Here is an 18,300-nt window from a genome sequence, read left to right on the forward strand (position 1 = left end):
GTTTGATGGTCATAGGCCAAGTGATGAGAAGAAATGATACCCCTCTCTGCTTTCAGCATCACGGAATGGATCCCGCGACGTCGCAACGCTTGTCTTTGCTCGGAGGCCGAGGATGACGGCAGGATGGAGTGCCCCTCCCTTCTCCCGCCTGCGGGAGAAGGTGGATACGAGTGGTAACGAGTAGACGGATGAGGGGGACAGAGAATTCCCCTCACTCAGTTGCGGCTAACGCGCAAATGCGCGAAGCCTCACATTCCTCTCCCGCAAGCGGCAGAGGAAAATCAGCGCTCCCTATCTCTCCCCTTGTGGGAGAGAAAGCGAAAACTTGGGCTTGGCTTGCCAAGTCCTTAGTTTTGGCAAGAGAGGGGATATAACGCCGCTCTCCGTCATCCTATGGCTTGACCATAGGATCCATTCCGTGAAGTTCACTTGGGTGTTTTTTCTTGAAGAATGATTACAGTGTCAGCATCACGGAATGGATCCCGCGACGTCGCAACGCTTGTCTTTGCTCGAAGGCCGAGGATGACGGCAGGATGGGCTGCCCCTCCCTTCTCCCGCCTGCGGGAGAAGGGGGATACGAGTGGTAACGAGTAGACGGATGAGGGCGTTCCGCATCAAATTCCCCTCACCCAGTTGCGGCTAACGCGCAATGCGCGAAGCCTCACATCCCTCTCCCGCAAGCGGGAGAGGAAAGCACCAATCTTATCCACCCACCACAAAACACATTCACACTGCGGTGATGAACCGTACCGCGAAAAACATTGCCATAGAGAAAAACCGCGCCGCGCTTTTGCGCCTCGTGCGGTGCTGGTTGATGATCGCCGCAATGTTAAGCGCCAATCGCGTGCTGCCATGCCGGATTGGGTAATGGGTATCGCGCATCATTTTCAAAGTCGAAAAGGCGGCCTATTATTTGCAGATTGCTTCCGGCTTCATGCAAGCAAAGGATTCCCTGCCCGTTGAGCCGCATGGACAAATAACAATCAAGGCCGTGATCAACAGGCTTCGCGCTGTCAAAAAATTGCTAATTCGTTTGAAGCCAAGCGTAGGCCAGTGGCTGAGGCGCTGGCTTTGTTTTACCCCAAACAATTATCCGCAAACTTCTGCGCTTTACAGCGGCGGCGGCTTTCGCAAATTCGCCGCTTTTAACGGCCGCGCACCGCCATGTCTTGGTGCTGCGCATTATACATTTGACCGATATAAATCGCACGGCCCGTCGCGATAATTTTATCGTAGGGCCAATAAAAAGATGGGCACTATTCCGGTATGATTAAATCATACTTTCTGATAAAATAAGTTCTGAGAGGATGAATCGATGGATAAGAGAACAATCAGCCTACCCGATGAGCATGCGGCCTATATTGACCAGAAAGTGAGTTCTGGCGATTACGCTTCTGCGAGCGAGGTTGTGCGTGCAGGACTTCGCGCATTGCAAGAACGTGACCGCGCCGTTGAAAACTGGCTACACCAACAGGTTGCCCCTGCCTATGACGCGATGATGCAAGACCCATCGCGTGGGCTTTCTGCCAAATCTGTGTTTGATGAAATCCGCGCCCATCACAATGAAAAAACCAAAGGCCCAGCGTGAAACAACGCACCGTAGAATTTGCGCCAGAAGCAAGCGGCGATCTATTCGCGCTCTATGATTGGATTAGCGTGAAAGCCAGCCCTGCTGTTGCAATGGGATATATCGAGCGCATTGAGACCTATTGCAATGAATTCGACTTTGCATCGGAGCGCGGCCAAATGCGCAATGATATCCGTTCAGGTCTGCGCATTGTCGGGTTTGAAAAGCGATTGACCATTGCATTTATCGTGTCCAATACCAACGTTACAATCCTCCGCATTTTCTACGGCGGGAAAAATTGGGAAGATGAATTTGACACAAGAGCCTAAAAACCAACGCGGCGCGCTTCTCACGGGGCAGCCTTTCTTTGCCCAAGAGATGGATGGAAAGCCTGTCGAATGGCGCGTGGCAGATGGCCTTACGCCTTATGACGAGGCCGTTGCCTTTATGGAGCAGCGTGTGGGCGAAATTCGTGATGGCACAGCGCCAGAACTGGTATGGCTGGTTGAGCATCCACCGCTCTACACAGCTGGCACCAGCGCAAAAGACGCAGATCTTGTCGATGCAAACCGCTTTCCTGTCTTTGCAACAGGGCGCGGCGGCGAACACACCTATCATGGGCCCGGCCAACGGGTTGCCTATGTGATGCTCGATTTAAAACGCAGAAGGCCCGATGTGCGCGCGTTTGTTTCTGCGCTCGAAGCGTGGATTATCGGCACACTCGATAGCTTTAACATCAAGGGCGAGCGCCGCGAGGACCGTGTTGGCGTGTGGGTTCAAAGACCGGAGAAAAAAAGCCCCGTTGCAGGTGCAATCGCTGAAGACAAAATTGCAGCCATAGGCATTCGCCTTCGCAAATGGGTCTCGTTTCACGGCATATCAATCAATGTCGAACCAGATTTAAGCCATTATGACGGCATCGTGCCATGCGGCATCAAAGTTCATGGGGTCACAAGTTTGGTCGATCTAGGGCTGCCAGTAACAATGGATGATCTTGATCAAGCGCTCAAAAGCGAATTTGAAAACCAATTCGGACCAACCGCCTCTTAGGCAAACAAAATGCCAGCGCTCCAGACCAACACGCTACAATGAATGAAGAATACCGCGACAAAGGCAGCAAGTATGGCCGCACGTTCATTGTTGTTCATGGGGGTCAAAGGCGTTTTAGGTTTTATACCGCCCTTAGACGTAAACACGCTTAACAGTGAAAAAATTGCGCCTGAAATAATAAGCATTTCCGCCGGCAACCCAATGATATGGCCAATAGCCATCAGCCAGCCCAAAAGAAGAAATGCGCATAGCGCTTTTGCATATGGCGTTCTAAAAATTTGGCGCAGCACCTGCCCGCCATCAAATTTCCAGACAGGAATAAGATTACCCAGATTAAAAAGCGCGCCCATAAGGGCAAACACAACGACACAATCAGCAATGAGTTTAGTGCTCATTTCCGCAATCAAGGGATGTGACCACATCAAAAGCGCAGTCAAAAATGCTGAAAAACCTGCGCCCATCAAGGCAGAAAAGCCAATCTCAAAATGCCGGTCATAGGGCCTGCCCCCCAGCGCTATACCGCCAAGAATCGGTATAAAAAGCATACGTGCTGTGCGATGTCCCATAATGCGAAACGCTGCAATATGTCCAAGCTCATGCAGACCAACAATCAGTGTGAGAGCGGCCGACAAAAGAAACCCTTGGCCCGTCAGGCCGAAAACTGGCCAAAGCAAAAGCGCGGAAAGCATAGCCATGACAATTTGTGTCGATGGACGCTCAAACAGTCCGCCAGATTGATATGTACCCTTTTCACCCCAAATTTTAAGCTTGAGCGCCATACGGCGCATCGAGAAATAGCGAAAGATTAAAAATGCGATGCCATTATAACTATCCGTTTCGCTTATCTCGATTTCTGTCTCATGCGGCGAGACAGCAAGCAATTTGGTTTCCATCCGGTGATGGCGCCAAAATGATTGATCAAGCGATGTATCGCTGGTGAACCACACCATCCACTCAAGATCATTATCGCTTTGATACAGCGCAAAATCGCGTTCGATAAAACTGCCCTTTCGGTCAGCATGCGAAGTAATCATCTTACCGCTATCGGCAGAATATTTTTCAACCGCGCTCACCGCTCCATTCCAAGTAAAATCACTGCCAAACGGATGCAGCGCCGCCCGCATTTTTTCGGCAGGCGCATGAACACGAAATGTCCGTTTTATCGTGCGGATACCAACAGGTGCCGACATGACAAGCCACATCAAAAGCAGAACGCCAATTAACAAAAATGCAATATGCAAACGAACAAATCCTTCTGCACATTACCTCGTGTAATGCGCGGCTTGCCAAATGTGGCTGGTCTAAGCGCTTTAAGCGACTTTATCCAAAAGTGGCTTTAATGATGGGTGCAAATGATGCGATTCTGCTTTTAGAAAGGCGATGAGCGCCAATTCATTTTCATGAAATTTTCCATCGCGACCAATGCGATTGATCAGCCATGCAGCTTCTTCGGCATCAATGCGTTCTGCAATCCTATTATCGCGCTCAAATGTTTCATTACGCGCTCTATAAACGGCTTCAAGGCTATTCGGCGCAGCCAGTGCATCACGCACACCGCTCAAACCATTCGCAAACATCTTTGAAAAGAACCCGCCAACATTCACACTGTCATCAGCAAGCCATTCTTCACGCGCCAAGGCCTTTTCACGCGATTCCGCCACATGGCCACCAGCAGCCATAAGTGAAAATGCGATCGCTTTTGAAAACAAATCGCTCCAACTTGGATCATTATCCGCGTCAAATGTCGCATCGTTGATGTCAAACAGGACTTCTGCCTCATCACGGCTAATGCTCAACGCGCCAACACCTGAATAAGAATAAAGAACGCGGCGCAACATTGCGACATCAGCAGCTGTAACAACACCTTTTACGCATGAACGCCCCTTCGCAAGTGGGCCTTCGCCCTCAAGTACAGCGTGCTTAACCTGGCTCAATGCAAAAGCAGAAAGTGAAGGCGGCATTGATTTGGCCTTATCCATCGCGCGAAGCAGCACTTCAAGTTCAGTAAGAGAATCAACGACACCGTCAGACGATATGGTGCGGATTAGCCATTGTGCATTGTCTTTGGAGATATAGCCTTTAGGCGCTTCAACATTGACCAAATAGTCAGTGACCGCTTCAACAAAGAAAGATACCCAGCTATCGGATTTATCTGCCACAGCACGGTCGAGAGCAAAAAGTGCCTCGGCCTCACGCCGCTGAACAACGCCATCAGCAAAAACAGTCTGCCGCAATTGAAGAACATCGCCATCCATAAGCTTCGTTTTATTTGCCATTGCAGACATAGTGTTATTCAAAAGTAATTCACCCATAACATTCCCTATTCGTTACAGCGCGTCCTAAAAAGATCGCACTTGCACATAAGACTTGAAGAGAACATACACGGTCGAATTTGCGATTTGGCTAACCGCCATGGTTAAATTCTTGCGCTCAAAAACGGTTAAAATTTTATGTCTGATAACGAACAAGAACTCGCTGATACCTACAATCAAGCATTGGCATTTGAAAAAGAGGGCCAGCCTGAAAAGGCAGCTGATCTCTATGCCAAGTGCCTTTCCATGGATCCGTCAGACATGTGTGGCGCATCTGTACGCCTTGCTTCGCTAGGGCTTGGTGAAGCGCCGCTCAAAGCGCCAGATGCTTATGTTGCAACATTGTTTGACCAGCACGCCGACGACTTCGATGATATTCTAACCGGCCAGCTACAATATGCCGTACCGATGCAAGTTGCTGAATATTTAGCAGCAAACGCACCGGGCCCTTATCAGCGTATGCTTGACCTTGGCTGCGGAACAGGCCTGTCGGGCATGATGTTGCTCGACATGTGCGTACATGCAACAGGCGTTGATCTGTCAGAGAACATGATAGACAAAGCAGATGAACGTGCCTGCTATGACGAGCTTTTTGTCAATGAAGCGGTTCACTATCTGCAAGAATGGTCAAAAAGCGAAGCGCCCGAGCATCAACCTTTCGATCTTCTCGTTGCGACCGATGTACTGCCATATATTGGCGCATTAGAAGATTTGTTTGATGGTTTAAAATCCAATGCGGCACCAAATGCTAAACTTGTTTTCTCCGCCGAAACGCTTCCCTACGATATGATGGAAGGCAAAGATTGGCACATCACGCCGAACCAACGCTTTGCGCACTCTAAAACCTATTTGCAGGCCATGTGTGAACGTGCAGGATTTTCAGAAGTAGAACTTTTTCAAGATATTACAGTGCGGCTTGAACAGGGCGCGCCTATCCCAGGTTATCTTGTGATTGCACAGAAGATTTAGCGCCTTTGATCATATCGCGTTTGCCGGCAAATCCTGATGTTTTCATCACATCAAATCCGGCTTCTGCCAAATTTCGGCGCACCCAGCCCGCAGCAGTATAGCTGGCAAATGTGCCGCCTTCGTTTGTTCGTTGATGCATTTCCTGCATCAATTCCAGCGACCACATGTCCGGATTACGCGCTGGCGCAAATCCATCCAAAAACCATGCATCTGTCTTGCCAGTCCAATTGCGCATACCGTCCAGAACATCCGCAACAATTATTGTAAGTGTAGTCTGCTCATCCATTGCCCAAGCGGTTGGAACGGTTGAAAGTTCAGGCCACATACGCGCAAGTTCAGCCTGCTCGGATGACACTTGCGGCCATGCCGCGACCGAGCGCGCCATAACATCTTCTGTCATTGGAAATGCTTCGAAGGACACAAAGTGCAAAACATCGCCGTGCTTGCGATGTGCTTTCCACTGCCGCCATGTTTCTAAGAAATTAAGGCCCGTTCCAAACCCAAGCTCTGCAATGGTAAAATCACCAGCATCAGCCCAACGTAGGGGTAAATTGTTACCGCCCAAGAAAACATGCGCGCACTCAGCCCGACCATCTGTTTTACAATAAAAATGGTCGCCAAACTGTGTCGAAAAAGGCATATCACCTTCACGAAACTCTAAAACATCTCTGGGCAAATTGTTTTCCATCATGACTTCATATCAAAATGCATCCGATTTGCCAGCCTCCAGTTTAAAACCTGACATCGCGATTATTGGCGGCGGCATTGTGGGGCTGTGGACCGCCTATTATGCAGCTCTGTCGGGCCAGAACATTCTGCTCATAGACAAGGATGAGCTAGGACATGGCGCAAGCTACGGCCTGCTTGGTGCGCTCATGCCGCATCAACCAATAAACTGGAACGACAAAAAACAATTCCAGCTTGATGGCCTAACAACCCTGCCCGACCAAATCGCTAATTTGCAAGCGCGCTCTGAAATCGACTGTGGTTATTTTCGTTGCGGCCGCATTATGCCCATTGGCAATGAAGCAAAGCGCAAGCAGAGCACCACTTGGGCGCAAGGCGCCAAAGAACATTGGGTCTCGCCATTCGATTGGACCGTTCACGATAAAAATCCCGCAGATGGCTGGCTCAATGATATCGGGCCCCATGGTTACAATAGCGATGATCTGTCGGCTCGCATCAATCCGCGCGCACTCGTCAAAGCGCTAACGGTGATGATGGGCACATTTAGCAATGTTACAATATTGACCCACACACGCGTTCATGCGGTGGAAAATACTGGCGCGATTACTCTAAACGACGATACAAAAATACAGCCTGCCAAAACAATCATTACAGCCGGATTTGAAAGTTTTGATCTGCTCCAGCCTCTCACCGAGAAAAAACTTGGTTGGGGCGTAAAGGGGCAAGCTGCGCTGCTTAAACCTGCTCAAGAGATCAATGTCGCATCACCGATCCTCTATGATGGTGGCACCTATGTCATTGCCCATGAAAACGGTAATGTTGCAATCGGCTCAACGTCGGAACGTGAGTTTACCGATGCGGCGCAAACAGATGAAAAGCTCGATGCAGTTATTGCTAAAGCAAAAGCCATATGTCCGATGTTCGAAAATGCTCAAGTCATAGAGCGTTGGGCCGGTATAAGGCCCCGCGCCGCTGGCCGTGATCCATTGATCGGTATGTTGCCTGATGCACCTGATATTATTGTCGCAACAGGCGGCTTTAAAATCACACTCGCTATTGCACATATTATGGCACGTTGCGCTTTGAGCGCGGCGGCAGGTCAGATCGATGCAATACCGGAAAGCTTCCAAGTAAAAGCGCACCTAGAGCACTGAATGTAACACTTAAAGAATCGCGCCTAAGCGATTCAAATGATTCAGCTTCCGCGCGACAATCACATGCAGGCAAAAACAAAATTGCCCGCTGAGATGATCTCAACGGGCAATAAAATAAACAATTTAAAAGAGCTTATTCAGCGTCTTTTTTCTTTGCAGCAGCTTTCTTCTTAGGCGCTGCTTTTTTCTTTGCAGGCTTTGTTTCAGCTTCCGCTTCATCATCAGCCATCAACTCTTCTTTCGAAACTGTTTTATCAGTCACGTCGACTTGGCTTAGTAGATGATCAACTGTTTTCTCTTCGAAGATAGGCGCACGCAAGTTTGCAACTGCATCTGGGTTCTTCTGGAAGAATTCATAGATTTGCTTTTCTTGACCAGGATATTGGCGAACCTGCGCCATAAGCGCCTGTTGCATTTCCTGCTCAGTAACCTGAATTTCAGCTTTTTCGCCGATTTCAGAAAGCACAAGACCCAAACGAACACGGCGTTCAGCAAGAGCAAGATACTCCGCACGCGCATCTTCTTCTGTTGTCTCTTCATCTTCGAAAGTACGGCCAGCCTGTTCAAGCTCAGCTGTAATCTGTGTCCAGATATTGTTGAATTCTGTATCAACCAATTTCTGCGGCGATTCCAACTGGTACATTTTGTCGAGTTGATCGAGAATCTGACGCTTAACCTTTTGGCGTGTCATACCGCCAAATTGGCTTTCAATCTGTTCACGCACAACTTCACGAAGGCGGTCAGCAGATTCAAGACCAAGTTTTGTTGCAAGATCATCGTTGATTTCGACTTTTTCAGCCTGTTCAACGAGTTTCACTTCAACATCAAACTCAGCGTCTTTACCAGCAAGGTGTGCTGCTTGATATTCCTCAGGGAATGTCACTTTAACAACTGTTTTGTCGCCAGCTTTTTTGCCGATCAACTGCTCTTCAAAACCAGGAATGAACTGGCCTGAACCAAGCACGAGTTGACCATTGTCGTCAGCACCGCCTTCAAACAACTCGCCATCAACCTTGCCTGCATAAGACATTGTGATGCGGTCGCCATCAGCAGCTTTGCCCTCTTTTTCAGAGTATTCAGCAGCAGACTGAGCAATTTTCAAAACCTGTTCGTCAACTTCTGAAGCAGGAATGTCGACAACTTCACGAATTACTTTAATGCCTGAGAAATCTTTGATTTCGATGTCAGGAATAACTTCATAAGAAAGTGAGAATTCGAAGTCGGCTTTACCGTCGAGCACTTTTTGCGCTTCAGCTTCGTCTTCTGTCATTTGAACTTCTGGCTGAGTTGCAGAGCGTTCTTTGCGATCAGCCAAAACTGTGCGTGGTGTATCGTTCAAGATTTCATTGACTGTTTCAGCCATGAATGACTTGCCGTACATTTTACGCAAGTGAGCCGCAGGTACTTTACCAGGGCGGAAACCATTCAGTTTAACCTTACCCTTTGCGTCCTCAAGCTTTTCGGTCAGCTTAGCTTCAAGATCGGCCTGAGGCACCACAATCTTGATCTCGCGTTTCAGGCCCTCATTGAGGGTTTCAGTGACCTGCATATCATAACCTTCTTTTTTCGCATGGCATTGCACGAGGTCTATTACCACCTCCATGCGCCGGGTAAATCGCATTGGTAGAACCTGCTCCACTCGCAGGTAAACTGACCCCGGCTGGTGCGGATAGAGGGAGTCGAACCCCCACGCCTTGCGGCGCTGGAACCTAAATCCAGTGCGTCTACCAGTTCCGCCATATCCGCAAACCAGCACGCCGAGGCGTTTGGTCAGTCGCGGCTCCTATACCACTGCATTCGCAGTGATCAAATAGAAAATCACCAAAAAAGCATCTTAATAGAAAACTTCTGTTAAAAAGTTGTGATTACCTTGCCTTAAAGCCTTAATTTGCGGGATTCCGTCTGCTGAAACGGCAACGATAATATCTGTCACTTCTCCGTCCCGCATACGCTTTTCCAGGTCAGGAGCAACGGTTTCAGAGGCATAAAACCGCTCGATTCCATATTCCAGTGACAAATACCCCCTATTATTTCCATCATTTCGAAGGCCAACACTTCGTATTTTGCCTTTGATGAATCGTCCTGATTCCGGTTTTTGCAGCTGCAAGCTGACATAATCATCTCGTCCCGCAGCGTTCTTTTTCAAAATAACATAAACCGGTGTGCCAATAAGAACTTCAGATCTCTGACCAGCAAACATATCTTCAAAATTTTCAACCAGCACTCGGCTTATATCGAAATTGAGTCGCACATAGCGGCCACGCAGAAAGTCACGTGGATCTATGGGCTCTGTTTTAAGCACGATCTCCTGACCACCACGTAAGATAGATGCCCTGCTCTCAATCATCCACAGAACCGACGCCCACATGAAGGCAATCGTGATTAAAGCACCGGCAAGATGAAAAGGCTTCTTAGAGTTCGTATTCATAATTAAACCTCCTCCTTAAGCGTGCTGGCGGCTGAAAAACGTTTCTCCAAGCGATAAACAAACGTCGCGACACCGATTAAGAACACAGCAAGAAGCATCAAAAATCCCGATGTGGAAATCATTGAGGATATGGTGACAGTATAAAGGAAAAAGACCTCAACGAGAAAAACCGCGTAACAACAATAGCGCACAAGTCTATGTTCTTTGCCGTGGCGATAAAGTGTGAGTAGGACAAAGCCGATCACCAAAGCTGCAATCGCAAAGGAGACTAAACCTTCATCAACAAATTCATGCAGCGCAATTAAAGCGATACAGCCAATGGTAAAACATAGGCCTACACGGTGACGCCGTAAGAATCCTGCTTTACGCTCTTTTTTCGCATCTGGCAGCATTAGTCCAAAACACATGACTGCCAACAAGACACACCACGTAATAAGACGGTTTTGATCTGGCAAATTGTAGAACCACTCAATTCCGTCGAAGAAGAGCTGCAAAACCCACCATGCCACGTCCGTGACAAGCGGAAACAGGCCTGCCAAAGCTGCGAACAGAACCATCCATGTTGCCCATTTGGATTTCAGCAAAAGACAAATCAGCAATACGGCGCATAGCGCAGCGTAAAAAACCCAGAATGGCAGACTGAATATATTGCCCGCATCAGGGCTGCTCAGATGCCATGTGACCCAGAAGAACAACGCGCCGCCAGTTAAAACCAAAGAGCGGACAGCTAAAGCGCCAAATCCCAGCCCTGCTGTATAAAGCAACGCAGCACTGCGCTCATCGCCTGAAATATGATACATCTGCGCTACTAGAGCGACAGCACTTAAAAAGGCGCCGCCTGCAATTAGATAACACGCATCTTCTGCATATATCGATTTGGTACCAAAACGGCCATGCACGAAAACACCGCCCAAAAGCCCGAGCGCAATAATAGAAAGAACGCCTGCAGCGCGCACAAGACGCGGAATCGCTTCCCAGTTTGATGCGATCAAGAGCGCAACACCTGCAGCGAATGAAATTGCCGCGAAAACGATCAAAATTTGGAAAAAAGAAAATCGACGCATTGGCGTGCGCATCTTGGCGTTTGATTTTTGCGGTATATTCGCGCTGAAAGAATTAATATCTTTGCGCAACACATCAGCAACGGACGTATCGATTACGCCACGATTTTGCCAATCATTAATTTGGCGTTCAATTAGATTCGACAATTTAGCTCCAAACCATATACTTTTCAGCTATTTAGCGTCCTATACCACATTCATCAGCAGTTAATAAACAAGGCGAAATTGTGCAATGCACAATTGCATAAGACCTATGCATAATTGGCTCTAGTCATAAAGCACATTCGGGCATAGATGCCGGTCAACAGAATTAAAAAACACAAGAAAACTTGTGATAATCACGACAGGATAACGAAATGAACATCAAACGCTCTTTCAGCGCATGGCGCCAAGCTCGCCGTACTTTCAACGAACTTTCACGCCTTTCAGCACGTGAACTCAACGACTTAGGCATCAACCGTGGCGATATCGCTTCGATTGCACGCCAGTCTTACAACGTAGAACGTTAAGTATAGAAGCCGCTTTCTCTCCTCCCAAATAAATGCGGCTTCCGAGGGTCGGTCCTCCCACCTGCCCTCCCACATAAAACACCTGCTGGTCCTTCCACCGGCGGGTGTTTTTGTTTGAGATACAGACTTATACAATGCTGCACTGCAATATTGCATAAGTGCTATGCAGCATTGAGCCTTCTAAAATCAGAAACTTTCTCCATATTGATTTCAAGAGAAAATCAAAAGAACACGAGAAAGAGAACGAAAATGTCAATCGCACGTTCATTCAACACATGGCGCACAGCACAGCGCACTGCAACTCAATTGCGCCGCCTTTCAAACCGCGAGTTGGCCGATGTCGGCATCCAACGCGAAGCAATTTATGAAATTGCATTGAAATCGGCACGCAACAGCACAATCTAAGCTGTATTAAGATAAGCTAGCCTAATAAGTGGTTCGCATTCTTTCCTCCCAGAAAACGCGAACGACTCTAAAAACACCCGCAGGATCCTCCCCCGGCGGGTGTTTTGTTTTGTTGAATCGTGACCACATTCACGCTATTTGAACGCATGACAAAAAATCCTATTCACATTATTGGCGGCGGTTTAGCCGGATCAGAAGCAGCGTGGCAAATTGCCGAAAATGGCGGCAAAGTCATACTGCATGAAATGCGCGGCGTACGCGGTACAGAAGCGCATAAAACGGATGGTCTGGCAGAGCTGGTTTGTTCAAACTCATTCCGCTCAGATGATTCTGATCTTAACGCAGTAGGCCTCATTCACCATGAAATGCGACTGGCTGGTTCTTTGATTATCGCTTGCGCCGATCAAGTTCAGGTTCCTGCCGGTTCAGCGCTTGCCGTTGACCGTGACGGTTTTTCTGAACTCGTCACGCAGAAGATCAACAACCACCCCAATATTGAGCTGGTACGCGAAGAAATAACCGGCTTACCGCCGCGCGAATGGGAACAAACCATTATCGCAACCGGACCGCTCACAGCGCCGGCACTGGCAGAATCAATACAGCAAGAAACAGGCGCAGAGGCACTCGCCTTTTTCGATGCAATTGCACCGATAATCCATTTTGATTCGCTTGATATGGATATCTGCTGGTTTCAATCACGCTATGACAAAGTTGGCCCAGGCGGCACCGGCAAAGACTATATCAACTGCCCAATGAACGAAGCTGAATATAATGCTTTTATCGACGCGCTGATTGCGGGCGACACGACGGACTTTAAAGAATGGGAAGGCACACCCTATTTCGATGGTTGTCTGCCTGTGGAAGTTATGGCTGAACGTGGCCGCGAAACATTGCGTCACGGCCCAATGAAGCCAATGGGGCTAACAAACGCGCACAAACCTGAAGAGAAAGCTTATGCCGTCGTGCAGCTACGACAGGATAATGCGCTAGGCACGCTCTATAATATGGTTGGTTTCCAAACCAAGCTTCGTTACGGCGCGCAGAGCGATATTTTGCGGATGATTCCAGGCTTGCAAAACGCTGAATTCGCACGACTTGGCGGTTTGCATCGCAACACCTATCTCAATTCGCCGACCTTATTAGCAGAAGACTTGACGTTAAAATCACGCCCCGGCCTGCGCTTTGCAGGACAAATCACAGGTTGCGAAGGCTATGTGGAATCAGCGGCAATGGGATTGCTTGCTGGTCGTTTTGCTTTGGCAGAATCGCGCGGCGAGAAACCAGTTTTACCGCCTGTCACAACAGCCTTTGGCGCGCTGCTAAACCATATCACCGTTGGGCATCTTGCTCACGAAGAAGAAAGCGGAAAACGTTCATTCCAACCAATGAATGTCAATTTTGGACTATTTCCACCGCTTGAAGCTGGCGCGATACAAAAACCAGAAGGTCATATCGGCCGTTTTCGTGGTAAAGACAAAGCTCAAGCGAAAAAGCGAGCCTACACAGCACGCGCTAAAATTGCTGTTCGTGAATGGCTCTGCCTAACCGCTCAACAAGCTGCGGAGTAAACGATATGGATGATGGCAAGGTCACGGTCGAAAACGTAAATATTCCAGGGCAAACATCCCGCGTGGATGCTTCAAAATATACAGCGATGAAGACCGCGCTCCTTGCCTCACTTCCCTCTACTGCGCCCGGCCTAACGGCAGCGCAGATGAAACAATCCATTTTGCCAAAACTGCCAGAAGAATTATTTCCAGGAGGCAAAACGGCTGGCTGGTGGATGAAATGCGTTCAGCTTGATCTCGAAGCAAAAAAGCTCGTTGCACGCGAAAATTCAAAACCGCTACGCTTTTATAAATTGTAACGCGGTGCTTAAATTATTGCGGCGTAACGGGTCAAATACCACTGCGCCGTAAATGGTGAGATACTGAACGTTTCTAACGCGATATCCCCGCCGCGCTTTTCAGCCCGCTTGAACACTGGTTGACATATACCAAGAAGAATAAACGCGCCGCGCTGCTCTTTGGGCAGAGCTGCAATTGCCGCTTCGGCTTTTGCCAAATGATCACGGCCAAACGATGTAAGCGCCTGAACAAGACCGTTGGCATTAGAAGGATCTTCAAGTGCTAAAAATTGCTGGCTCGTTAAGCCACTTATCTGCAACAATTCTTTGGGTACAAATATCTGCCCGCGTGCACGGTGAAACGCCATAAGGCGCAACAGATTGGCAACGCCGTAAGCAATGCCGGCATGACCCGCAGCTTCGCCTGTTTCAGGTGCTTTACCACTGACAATTTGAGCAAGCATTTGAAAGAGAACAGACCGTGTTTCGCCCAAATATCCCTCAAAGTCAGACAGACTTGGCATAGGATCATTATACAAATCAAAGATACGCGCTTCACACAGCGCATCGAACGCACGGCGCGGCAAATCATATTGATTGATCGTAGACAGTAAAGCTGCACCAACGGGATGCTGCGCGCCCTCTTCGCTGCGCTCGCCAGTGAGAGCATCGCGCCACCACTGCAGCCGAATCTCTCCGGGCAATGGTTCAGAAACTAGATCGCGTATACGCTCAACTTCATTGTTAAATGCCCAAAGCGCTGCGGCAGGCTCCCGCTTATCCTCGGCCAAAAACAATGTCGCAATATAGGCTTCGCGGTCAATGTCGCGCAAATGATTGAGAATTGCTGTTTTGGTCATATAAACAACCAGCGCAAACTATGCTTTTTCAACAGCGATAAGCGCTGCAGCAACATTGCGTTCTTCCGCCAGCAAAACATTGAATGTACGCACAGCAGCGCCAGTGCTCATACTATCGCAGCTAATGCCTTTTTCTCGCAATGCATCTCGAACATCCTGAGGAATGCGCAACAGATCAGCACCGCATCCCAAAAGAAGCACGTCGATATTATCAGCTTCGTCGAGTACTTGAGCCAAAGCCTCAATCGTAACATCGCTCATCGTTTCAGCTTTCCAGCCATAGATGCCCGATGGCAAAAGAAGCACCGAGCCGCGATGCGACATATCCGCAAAGCGAAACCCGCCATTGCCATAGGCATCTATTTGCGCACGGCCTGGAAAATGTGCTTCCCGAATTTCGATGCCTTTTGCCATAGTGCTTACACTTAACCTAAATCTATCGGTGAAGTGTTTGCCGTCGCAGCTTTTTCAGCATCAACCGTCTTGTCTTTCTCGGCCAATGAACCCGGGCGAAGCCTGAATAGGATCAACAAAGGTGCTGCAACAAAGATTGATGAGAATGTACCGATAACCACACCAAAAATCATGGCAGCAACGAAGCTTTGTAGAACTTCCCCACCGAAGAAATATAGCGCAACAAGTGCAAGCAATGTTGTCAACGATGTTAGCGTTGTCCGCGGCAAAGTCTCATTCATTGAAAGGTCAAGCAGCGCTGGCAATGTCATTTTCTTATAACGCCGCAAGTTCTCTCGAACACGGTCATAAACAACAACGGTATCGTTGAGTGAATAACCCACAATCGTCAAAATCGCAGCAATTGAGGACAGATTGAACTCCAGCCCTGTAATGACATACATGCCAATGGTCAAAATCACATCGTGCGATGTCGCGATGATCGCACCAAGCGCGAACTGCCATTCAAACCGCAACCAGATATAGATAAGAATAGCGCCAAGTGCTGCCAAAACGGCAATTGTACCAGCTTGCGCAAGCTCACCTGATACCGTTGGCCCAACAACTTCAACACGTCTTATATCGTAGTCAGCTTCCAACTCAGAGCGCACAAGGTTCAATGCGCTTTGCTCAGCATTGTCCCCGCCGCCCTGACTTTGAATGCGGATCAGAACATCTTGTGGCGAACCAAAGCCCTGAACTTGAATTTCGCCGAGATTAAGTTCGGACAAACGAGTACGTATATCGCTCGTATCAGCAATCTCAGCTTTAGACTGCACTTCAACAAGTGAACCACCCTTAAAGTCGATACCAAGGTTCATATTGATCGTGGCAAACAAAACCATTGAGGCAATGACAGCGATCGCAGAGCCTGTAAAAGTAAAGCGGCGCAGCCACATAAAGCCTATCTTTGTATTATCCGGAACGAGTTTAACAAACCCCTCAGGCAGTGCTTTTGGTTTACGATTACGTATCCACCACGCCACCATCCATCGTGTCAGAACGAAAGCTGTAAAGACAGTCGTAACGATACCAATGGCCAGCGTAACGGCAAATCCGCGTATCGGGCCAGAACCCAGATAGAACAAGATACAGGCTGCAATCAGCGTCGTTACGTTCGCATCCACAATCGTTGTTAGCGCGCGCTGGAAACCAATATCAACAGCTTGAATAAGAGAACGTCCTGCCAATTTTTCTTCGCGTATACGCTCAAAAATCAAAACGTTGGAATCAACGGCCATACCGACCGTCAAAACAATACCCGCAATACCCGGTAGCGTTAAGGTTGCGCCCAGAATGGAAAGACCAGCAACCAGCAACACAATGTTGATAATGAGTGCTAAATTCGCGATCAGGCCAAGTAAACCATAGGCAAGAAACATAAAGACCAAGACGAGCAAGCCGCCAACAATACCGGCAAACTCACCTGCGGCAACAGAATCGGCGCCAAGGCTTGGTCCAACGGTACGTTCTTCAACAAAGGTTGGTTTAAGCGGCAATGCGCCAGCACGGAGCAAAATCGCGAGGTTGTTAGCCCCCTCAACGCTAAAGTTGCCTGAAATCTGGCCTGAACCACCCAGAATAGGCTCATTGATTCGCGGCGCTGACACCACTTGATCATCCAGAACAATTGCGAAAGGACGGCCAACATTCTGTGTCGTTGCACGGCCAAAGCGCTGCGCACCAGTTCCATCAAATCGGAAAGTTACAACAGGCTCATTGGTGTTTTGGTCGAACGATACACCGGCGTCGTCAAGGTTCTCGCCTGTTACCAATTCTCGTGTTTCAACAAGATATGGAATTGGCGGATCATCTTGGCTGTACAGAACTTCAGTACCTGCTGGCGGTCTGCCCCCGATGGCATCTTCAACCGAATTTTCAACATCAACCATCTGGAATGTCAGGCGGGCTGTAGTTCCGATAAGTTCTTTGACGCGCTCAGGATCATCTGCACCGGGAACCTGAACGATAATACGATCATTACCTTGGCGCTGAATGATTGGCTCTGTTGTGCCAAGTTCATCAATACGGCCGCGAATAACTTCTACAGTCTGCGCAAGCGCCTGCTGCATACGGTAATCAATACCGTCATCTGTTAGAATAAGTTCAAGGCTACCATCTTCACGCGGCGCAATATCAACTTCAGTGACTGCGGTTCCTGTTAAAGTGTTGCCAACAACAGGGACTGAAAGCTCGCTCAGCAGCTCCATTGCCGCTTCAACATCGCCTTCATTACGAATACGAACAGTAACGGTCTGCCCTTTGCCAGACAGGCCGGTATAACCAATACTATCTTCACGCAGGAGTTGGCGAACCTGATCACGCACCGACTCAAGTCGGTTTTCGACCAGCTCGTTACGATCAAGCTTCAATTGCAGATGCACACCGCCTTGAAGGTCAAGACCGAGTGTCATCGCTTGAGATGGAAGTATACTAGGCAGATTATCCGAAACTGATTTCGGATAAAGATTTGGTAAGGCGAACATTAGCCCGACAAAGACAGTCAGCCAAATGAGGACAGTTTTCCAAGGAGAAAAATATAGCATGTAATAATGTTCGCGTATGTTGAATCAAAATACGCGCCTAAGCGCGCAAATATTTGATTTGGTTATTTTTTATCGCTTTTCACAGGTGCATCATTTGCAGCGACAGGATCGCCTTTAACGCGCACGTCTGAAATCATTGAGCGTAGCACGCGAATTTTAGTATTCGCCGCAATCTCAACTTCCAGCTCGTTATCATCAATAATTTTAGACACTTTTCCAACAATACCGCCGCCTGTAACGACTGTGTCATTACGACGAACCGCTTGAAGCATCGCAGCGCGATCTTTCATAGCTTTACGCTGTGGACGAATAATCAAAAAATACATGATCACAAAGATCAGAACGAATGGCAAAAGTGATGTCAGAATATCTGGTCCACCAATGGAAGTCGCACCCTGCGCATATGCTGGGGTAATAAACATAAAAAAGCTCCTCAAGACTAAACAAGGCACA

The 18,300-nt window shown here is 48.4% G+C and carries 19 protein-coding genes and 1 tRNA gene; 9 read left to right on the forward strand and 11 right to left on the reverse strand.

Features of this window, described 5'->3' with window-relative positions; genetic code table 11:
* Positions 1–1,315 precede the first annotated feature (1,315 nt).
* From C504_RS0103945 to lipB, 3 genes are read left to right on the forward strand one after another with little or no spacing between them, the layout of a single operon-like run.
* Complete coding sequence (locus C504_RS0103945) at positions 1,316–1,588, forward strand: type II toxin-antitoxin system ParD family antitoxin (protein WP_018688005.1); 273 nt, start codon at positions 1,316–1,318, stop codon at positions 1,586–1,588.
* The gene (locus tag C504_RS0103950) at positions 1,585–1,896 is read left to right on the forward strand and encodes a type II toxin-antitoxin system RelE/ParE family toxin (RefSeq protein WP_018688006.1); all 312 of its coding nucleotides are present in this window, start codon (positions 1,585–1,587) and stop codon (positions 1,894–1,896) included. Before C504_RS0103945 ends, C504_RS0103950 begins: the two co-directional genes overlap by 4 nt.
* Positions 1,874–2,617 carry a lipoyl(octanoyl) transferase LipB gene (lipB, locus tag C504_RS0103955; protein ID WP_018688007.1) on the forward strand — a complete coding sequence of 248 codons (744 nt, stop codon included), beginning with the start codon at positions 1,874–1,876 and terminating at the stop codon, positions 2,615–2,617. Before C504_RS0103950 ends, lipB begins: the two co-directional genes overlap by 23 nt.
* On the opposite strand, the gene C504_RS0103960 is transcribed toward lipB, so the two are convergent.
* Together C504_RS0103960 and C504_RS0103965 are read right to left on the reverse strand one after the other, a co-directional pair.
* Positions 2,614–3,858 (reverse strand): zinc metalloprotease, encoded by a 1,245-nt coding sequence (locus tag C504_RS0103960; RefSeq protein ID WP_018688008.1) that lies wholly within the window; start codon positions 3,856–3,858, stop codon positions 2,614–2,616. The two genes, lipB and C504_RS0103960, sit on opposite strands and share 4 nt — an antisense overlap.
* A gap of 69 nt (positions 3,859–3,927) precedes the next feature.
* Entirely contained in the window at positions 3,928–4,929 is a 1,002-nt protein-coding gene (locus tag C504_RS0103965; protein WP_018688009.1) for a hypothetical protein, read from the reverse strand.
* A gap of 138 nt (positions 4,930–5,067) precedes the next feature.
* On the opposite strand from C504_RS0103965, the gene C504_RS0103970 reads away from it, so the two are divergent.
* Positions 5,068–5,898: a class I SAM-dependent methyltransferase gene (locus tag C504_RS0103970; RefSeq protein WP_018688010.1), complete on the forward strand. Its 831-nt coding sequence runs from the start codon at positions 5,068–5,070 to the stop codon at positions 5,896–5,898.
* Here the strand turns inward: C504_RS0103970 and mnmC2 are convergent.
* Positions 5,861–6,589 (reverse strand): tRNA (5-methylaminomethyl-2-thiouridine)(34)-methyltransferase MnmC2, encoded by a 729-nt coding sequence (gene mnmC2, locus C504_RS0103975; protein WP_018688011.1) that lies wholly within the window; start codon positions 6,587–6,589, stop codon positions 5,861–5,863. The genes C504_RS0103970 and mnmC2 overlap by 38 nt on opposite strands.
* Here mnmC2 and C504_RS0103980 point away from each other — a divergent pair.
* Complete coding sequence (locus C504_RS0103980; protein ID WP_018688012.1) at positions 6,588–7,739, forward strand: NAD(P)/FAD-dependent oxidoreductase; 1,152 nt, start codon at positions 6,588–6,590, stop codon at positions 7,737–7,739. The genes mnmC2 and C504_RS0103980 overlap by 2 nt on opposite strands.
* A gap of 133 nt (positions 7,740–7,872) precedes the next feature.
* Here C504_RS0103980 and tig read toward each other — a convergent pair whose 3' ends face one another.
* From tig to C504_RS0104005, 4 genes are all read right to left on the reverse strand, one after another.
* Positions 7,873–9,288, reverse strand: a complete 1,416-nt coding sequence (gene tig / locus C504_RS0103990) for a trigger factor (RefSeq protein ID WP_026317198.1) — start codon at positions 9,286–9,288, stop codon at positions 7,873–7,875.
* A 112-nt stretch (positions 9,289–9,400) separates the two neighbouring features.
* Positions 9,401–9,485: transfer RNA gene (locus C504_RS0103995), tRNA-Leu, on the reverse strand.
* 88 nt (positions 9,486–9,573) lie between these two features.
* On the reverse strand, positions 9,574–10,167 hold the full coding sequence (locus C504_RS0104000) for a GDYXXLXY domain-containing protein (protein WP_018688014.1): 594 nt from the start codon (positions 10,165–10,167) through the stop codon (positions 9,574–9,576).
* 2 nt (positions 10,168–10,169) lie between these two features.
* Positions 10,170–11,375 carry a DUF2157 domain-containing protein gene (locus C504_RS0104005; RefSeq protein ID WP_018688015.1) on the reverse strand — a complete coding sequence of 402 codons (1,206 nt, stop codon included), beginning with the start codon at positions 11,373–11,375 and terminating at the stop codon, positions 10,170–10,172.
* A gap of 209 nt (positions 11,376–11,584) precedes the next feature.
* Between C504_RS0104005 and C504_RS18490 the strand changes: the two genes are divergently transcribed.
* From C504_RS18490 to C504_RS0104025, 4 genes are all read left to right on the forward strand, one after another.
* Entirely contained in the window at positions 11,585–11,737 is a 153-nt protein-coding gene (locus tag C504_RS18490; RefSeq protein ID WP_018688016.1) for a DUF1127 domain-containing protein, read from the forward strand.
* Positions 11,738–11,986: 249 nt separating this feature from the next.
* A complete protein-coding gene (locus C504_RS18495; protein ID WP_018688017.1) occupies positions 11,987–12,142 on the forward strand; it encodes a DUF1127 domain-containing protein in 156 nt (51 codons plus the stop codon).
* 146 nt (positions 12,143–12,288) lie between these two features.
* A complete protein-coding gene (gene trmFO, locus C504_RS0104020; protein ID WP_041951567.1) occupies positions 12,289–13,710 on the forward strand; it encodes a methylenetetrahydrofolate--tRNA-(uracil(54)-C(5))-methyltransferase (FADH(2)-oxidizing) TrmFO in 1,422 nt (473 codons plus the stop codon).
* Between the two features lie 5 nt (positions 13,711–13,715).
* Complete coding sequence (locus C504_RS0104025; RefSeq protein ID WP_018688019.1) at positions 13,716–14,009, forward strand: DUF6958 family protein; 294 nt, start codon at positions 13,716–13,718, stop codon at positions 14,007–14,009.
* An 8-nt stretch (positions 14,010–14,017) separates the two neighbouring features.
* Here C504_RS0104025 and C504_RS0104030 read toward each other — a convergent pair whose 3' ends face one another.
* The 4 genes from C504_RS0104030 to yajC all read right to left on the reverse strand — a co-directional run bounded on the left by C504_RS0104030 (position 14,018) and on the right by yajC (position 18,269).
* The gene (locus C504_RS0104030) at positions 14,018–14,848 is read right to left on the reverse strand and encodes a phytoene/squalene synthase family protein (RefSeq protein ID WP_018688020.1); all 831 of its coding nucleotides are present in this window, start codon (positions 14,846–14,848) and stop codon (positions 14,018–14,020) included.
* 18 nt (positions 14,849–14,866) lie between these two features.
* Positions 14,867–15,262 carry an Mth938-like domain-containing protein gene (locus C504_RS0104035; protein ID WP_018688021.1) on the reverse strand — a complete coding sequence of 132 codons (396 nt, stop codon included), beginning with the start codon at positions 15,260–15,262 and terminating at the stop codon, positions 14,867–14,869.
* A gap of 11 nt (positions 15,263–15,273) precedes the next feature.
* Positions 15,274–17,847 (reverse strand): protein translocase subunit SecDF, encoded by a 2,574-nt coding sequence (secDF, locus tag C504_RS0104040; protein WP_018688022.1) that lies wholly within the window; start codon positions 17,845–17,847, stop codon positions 15,274–15,276.
* Between the two features lie 62 nt (positions 17,848–17,909).
* Positions 17,910–18,269 carry a preprotein translocase subunit YajC gene (yajC, locus tag C504_RS0104045; protein ID WP_018688023.1) on the reverse strand — a complete coding sequence of 120 codons (360 nt, stop codon included), beginning with the start codon at positions 18,267–18,269 and terminating at the stop codon, positions 17,910–17,912.
* Positions 18,270–18,300: the final 31 nt, after the last annotated feature.

It is taken from the genome of Ahrensia kielensis DSM 5890 (assembly GCF_000374465.1).
GTDB classification, from domain to species: Bacteria; Pseudomonadota; Alphaproteobacteria; order Rhizobiales; family Rhizobiaceae; genus Ahrensia; species Ahrensia kielensis.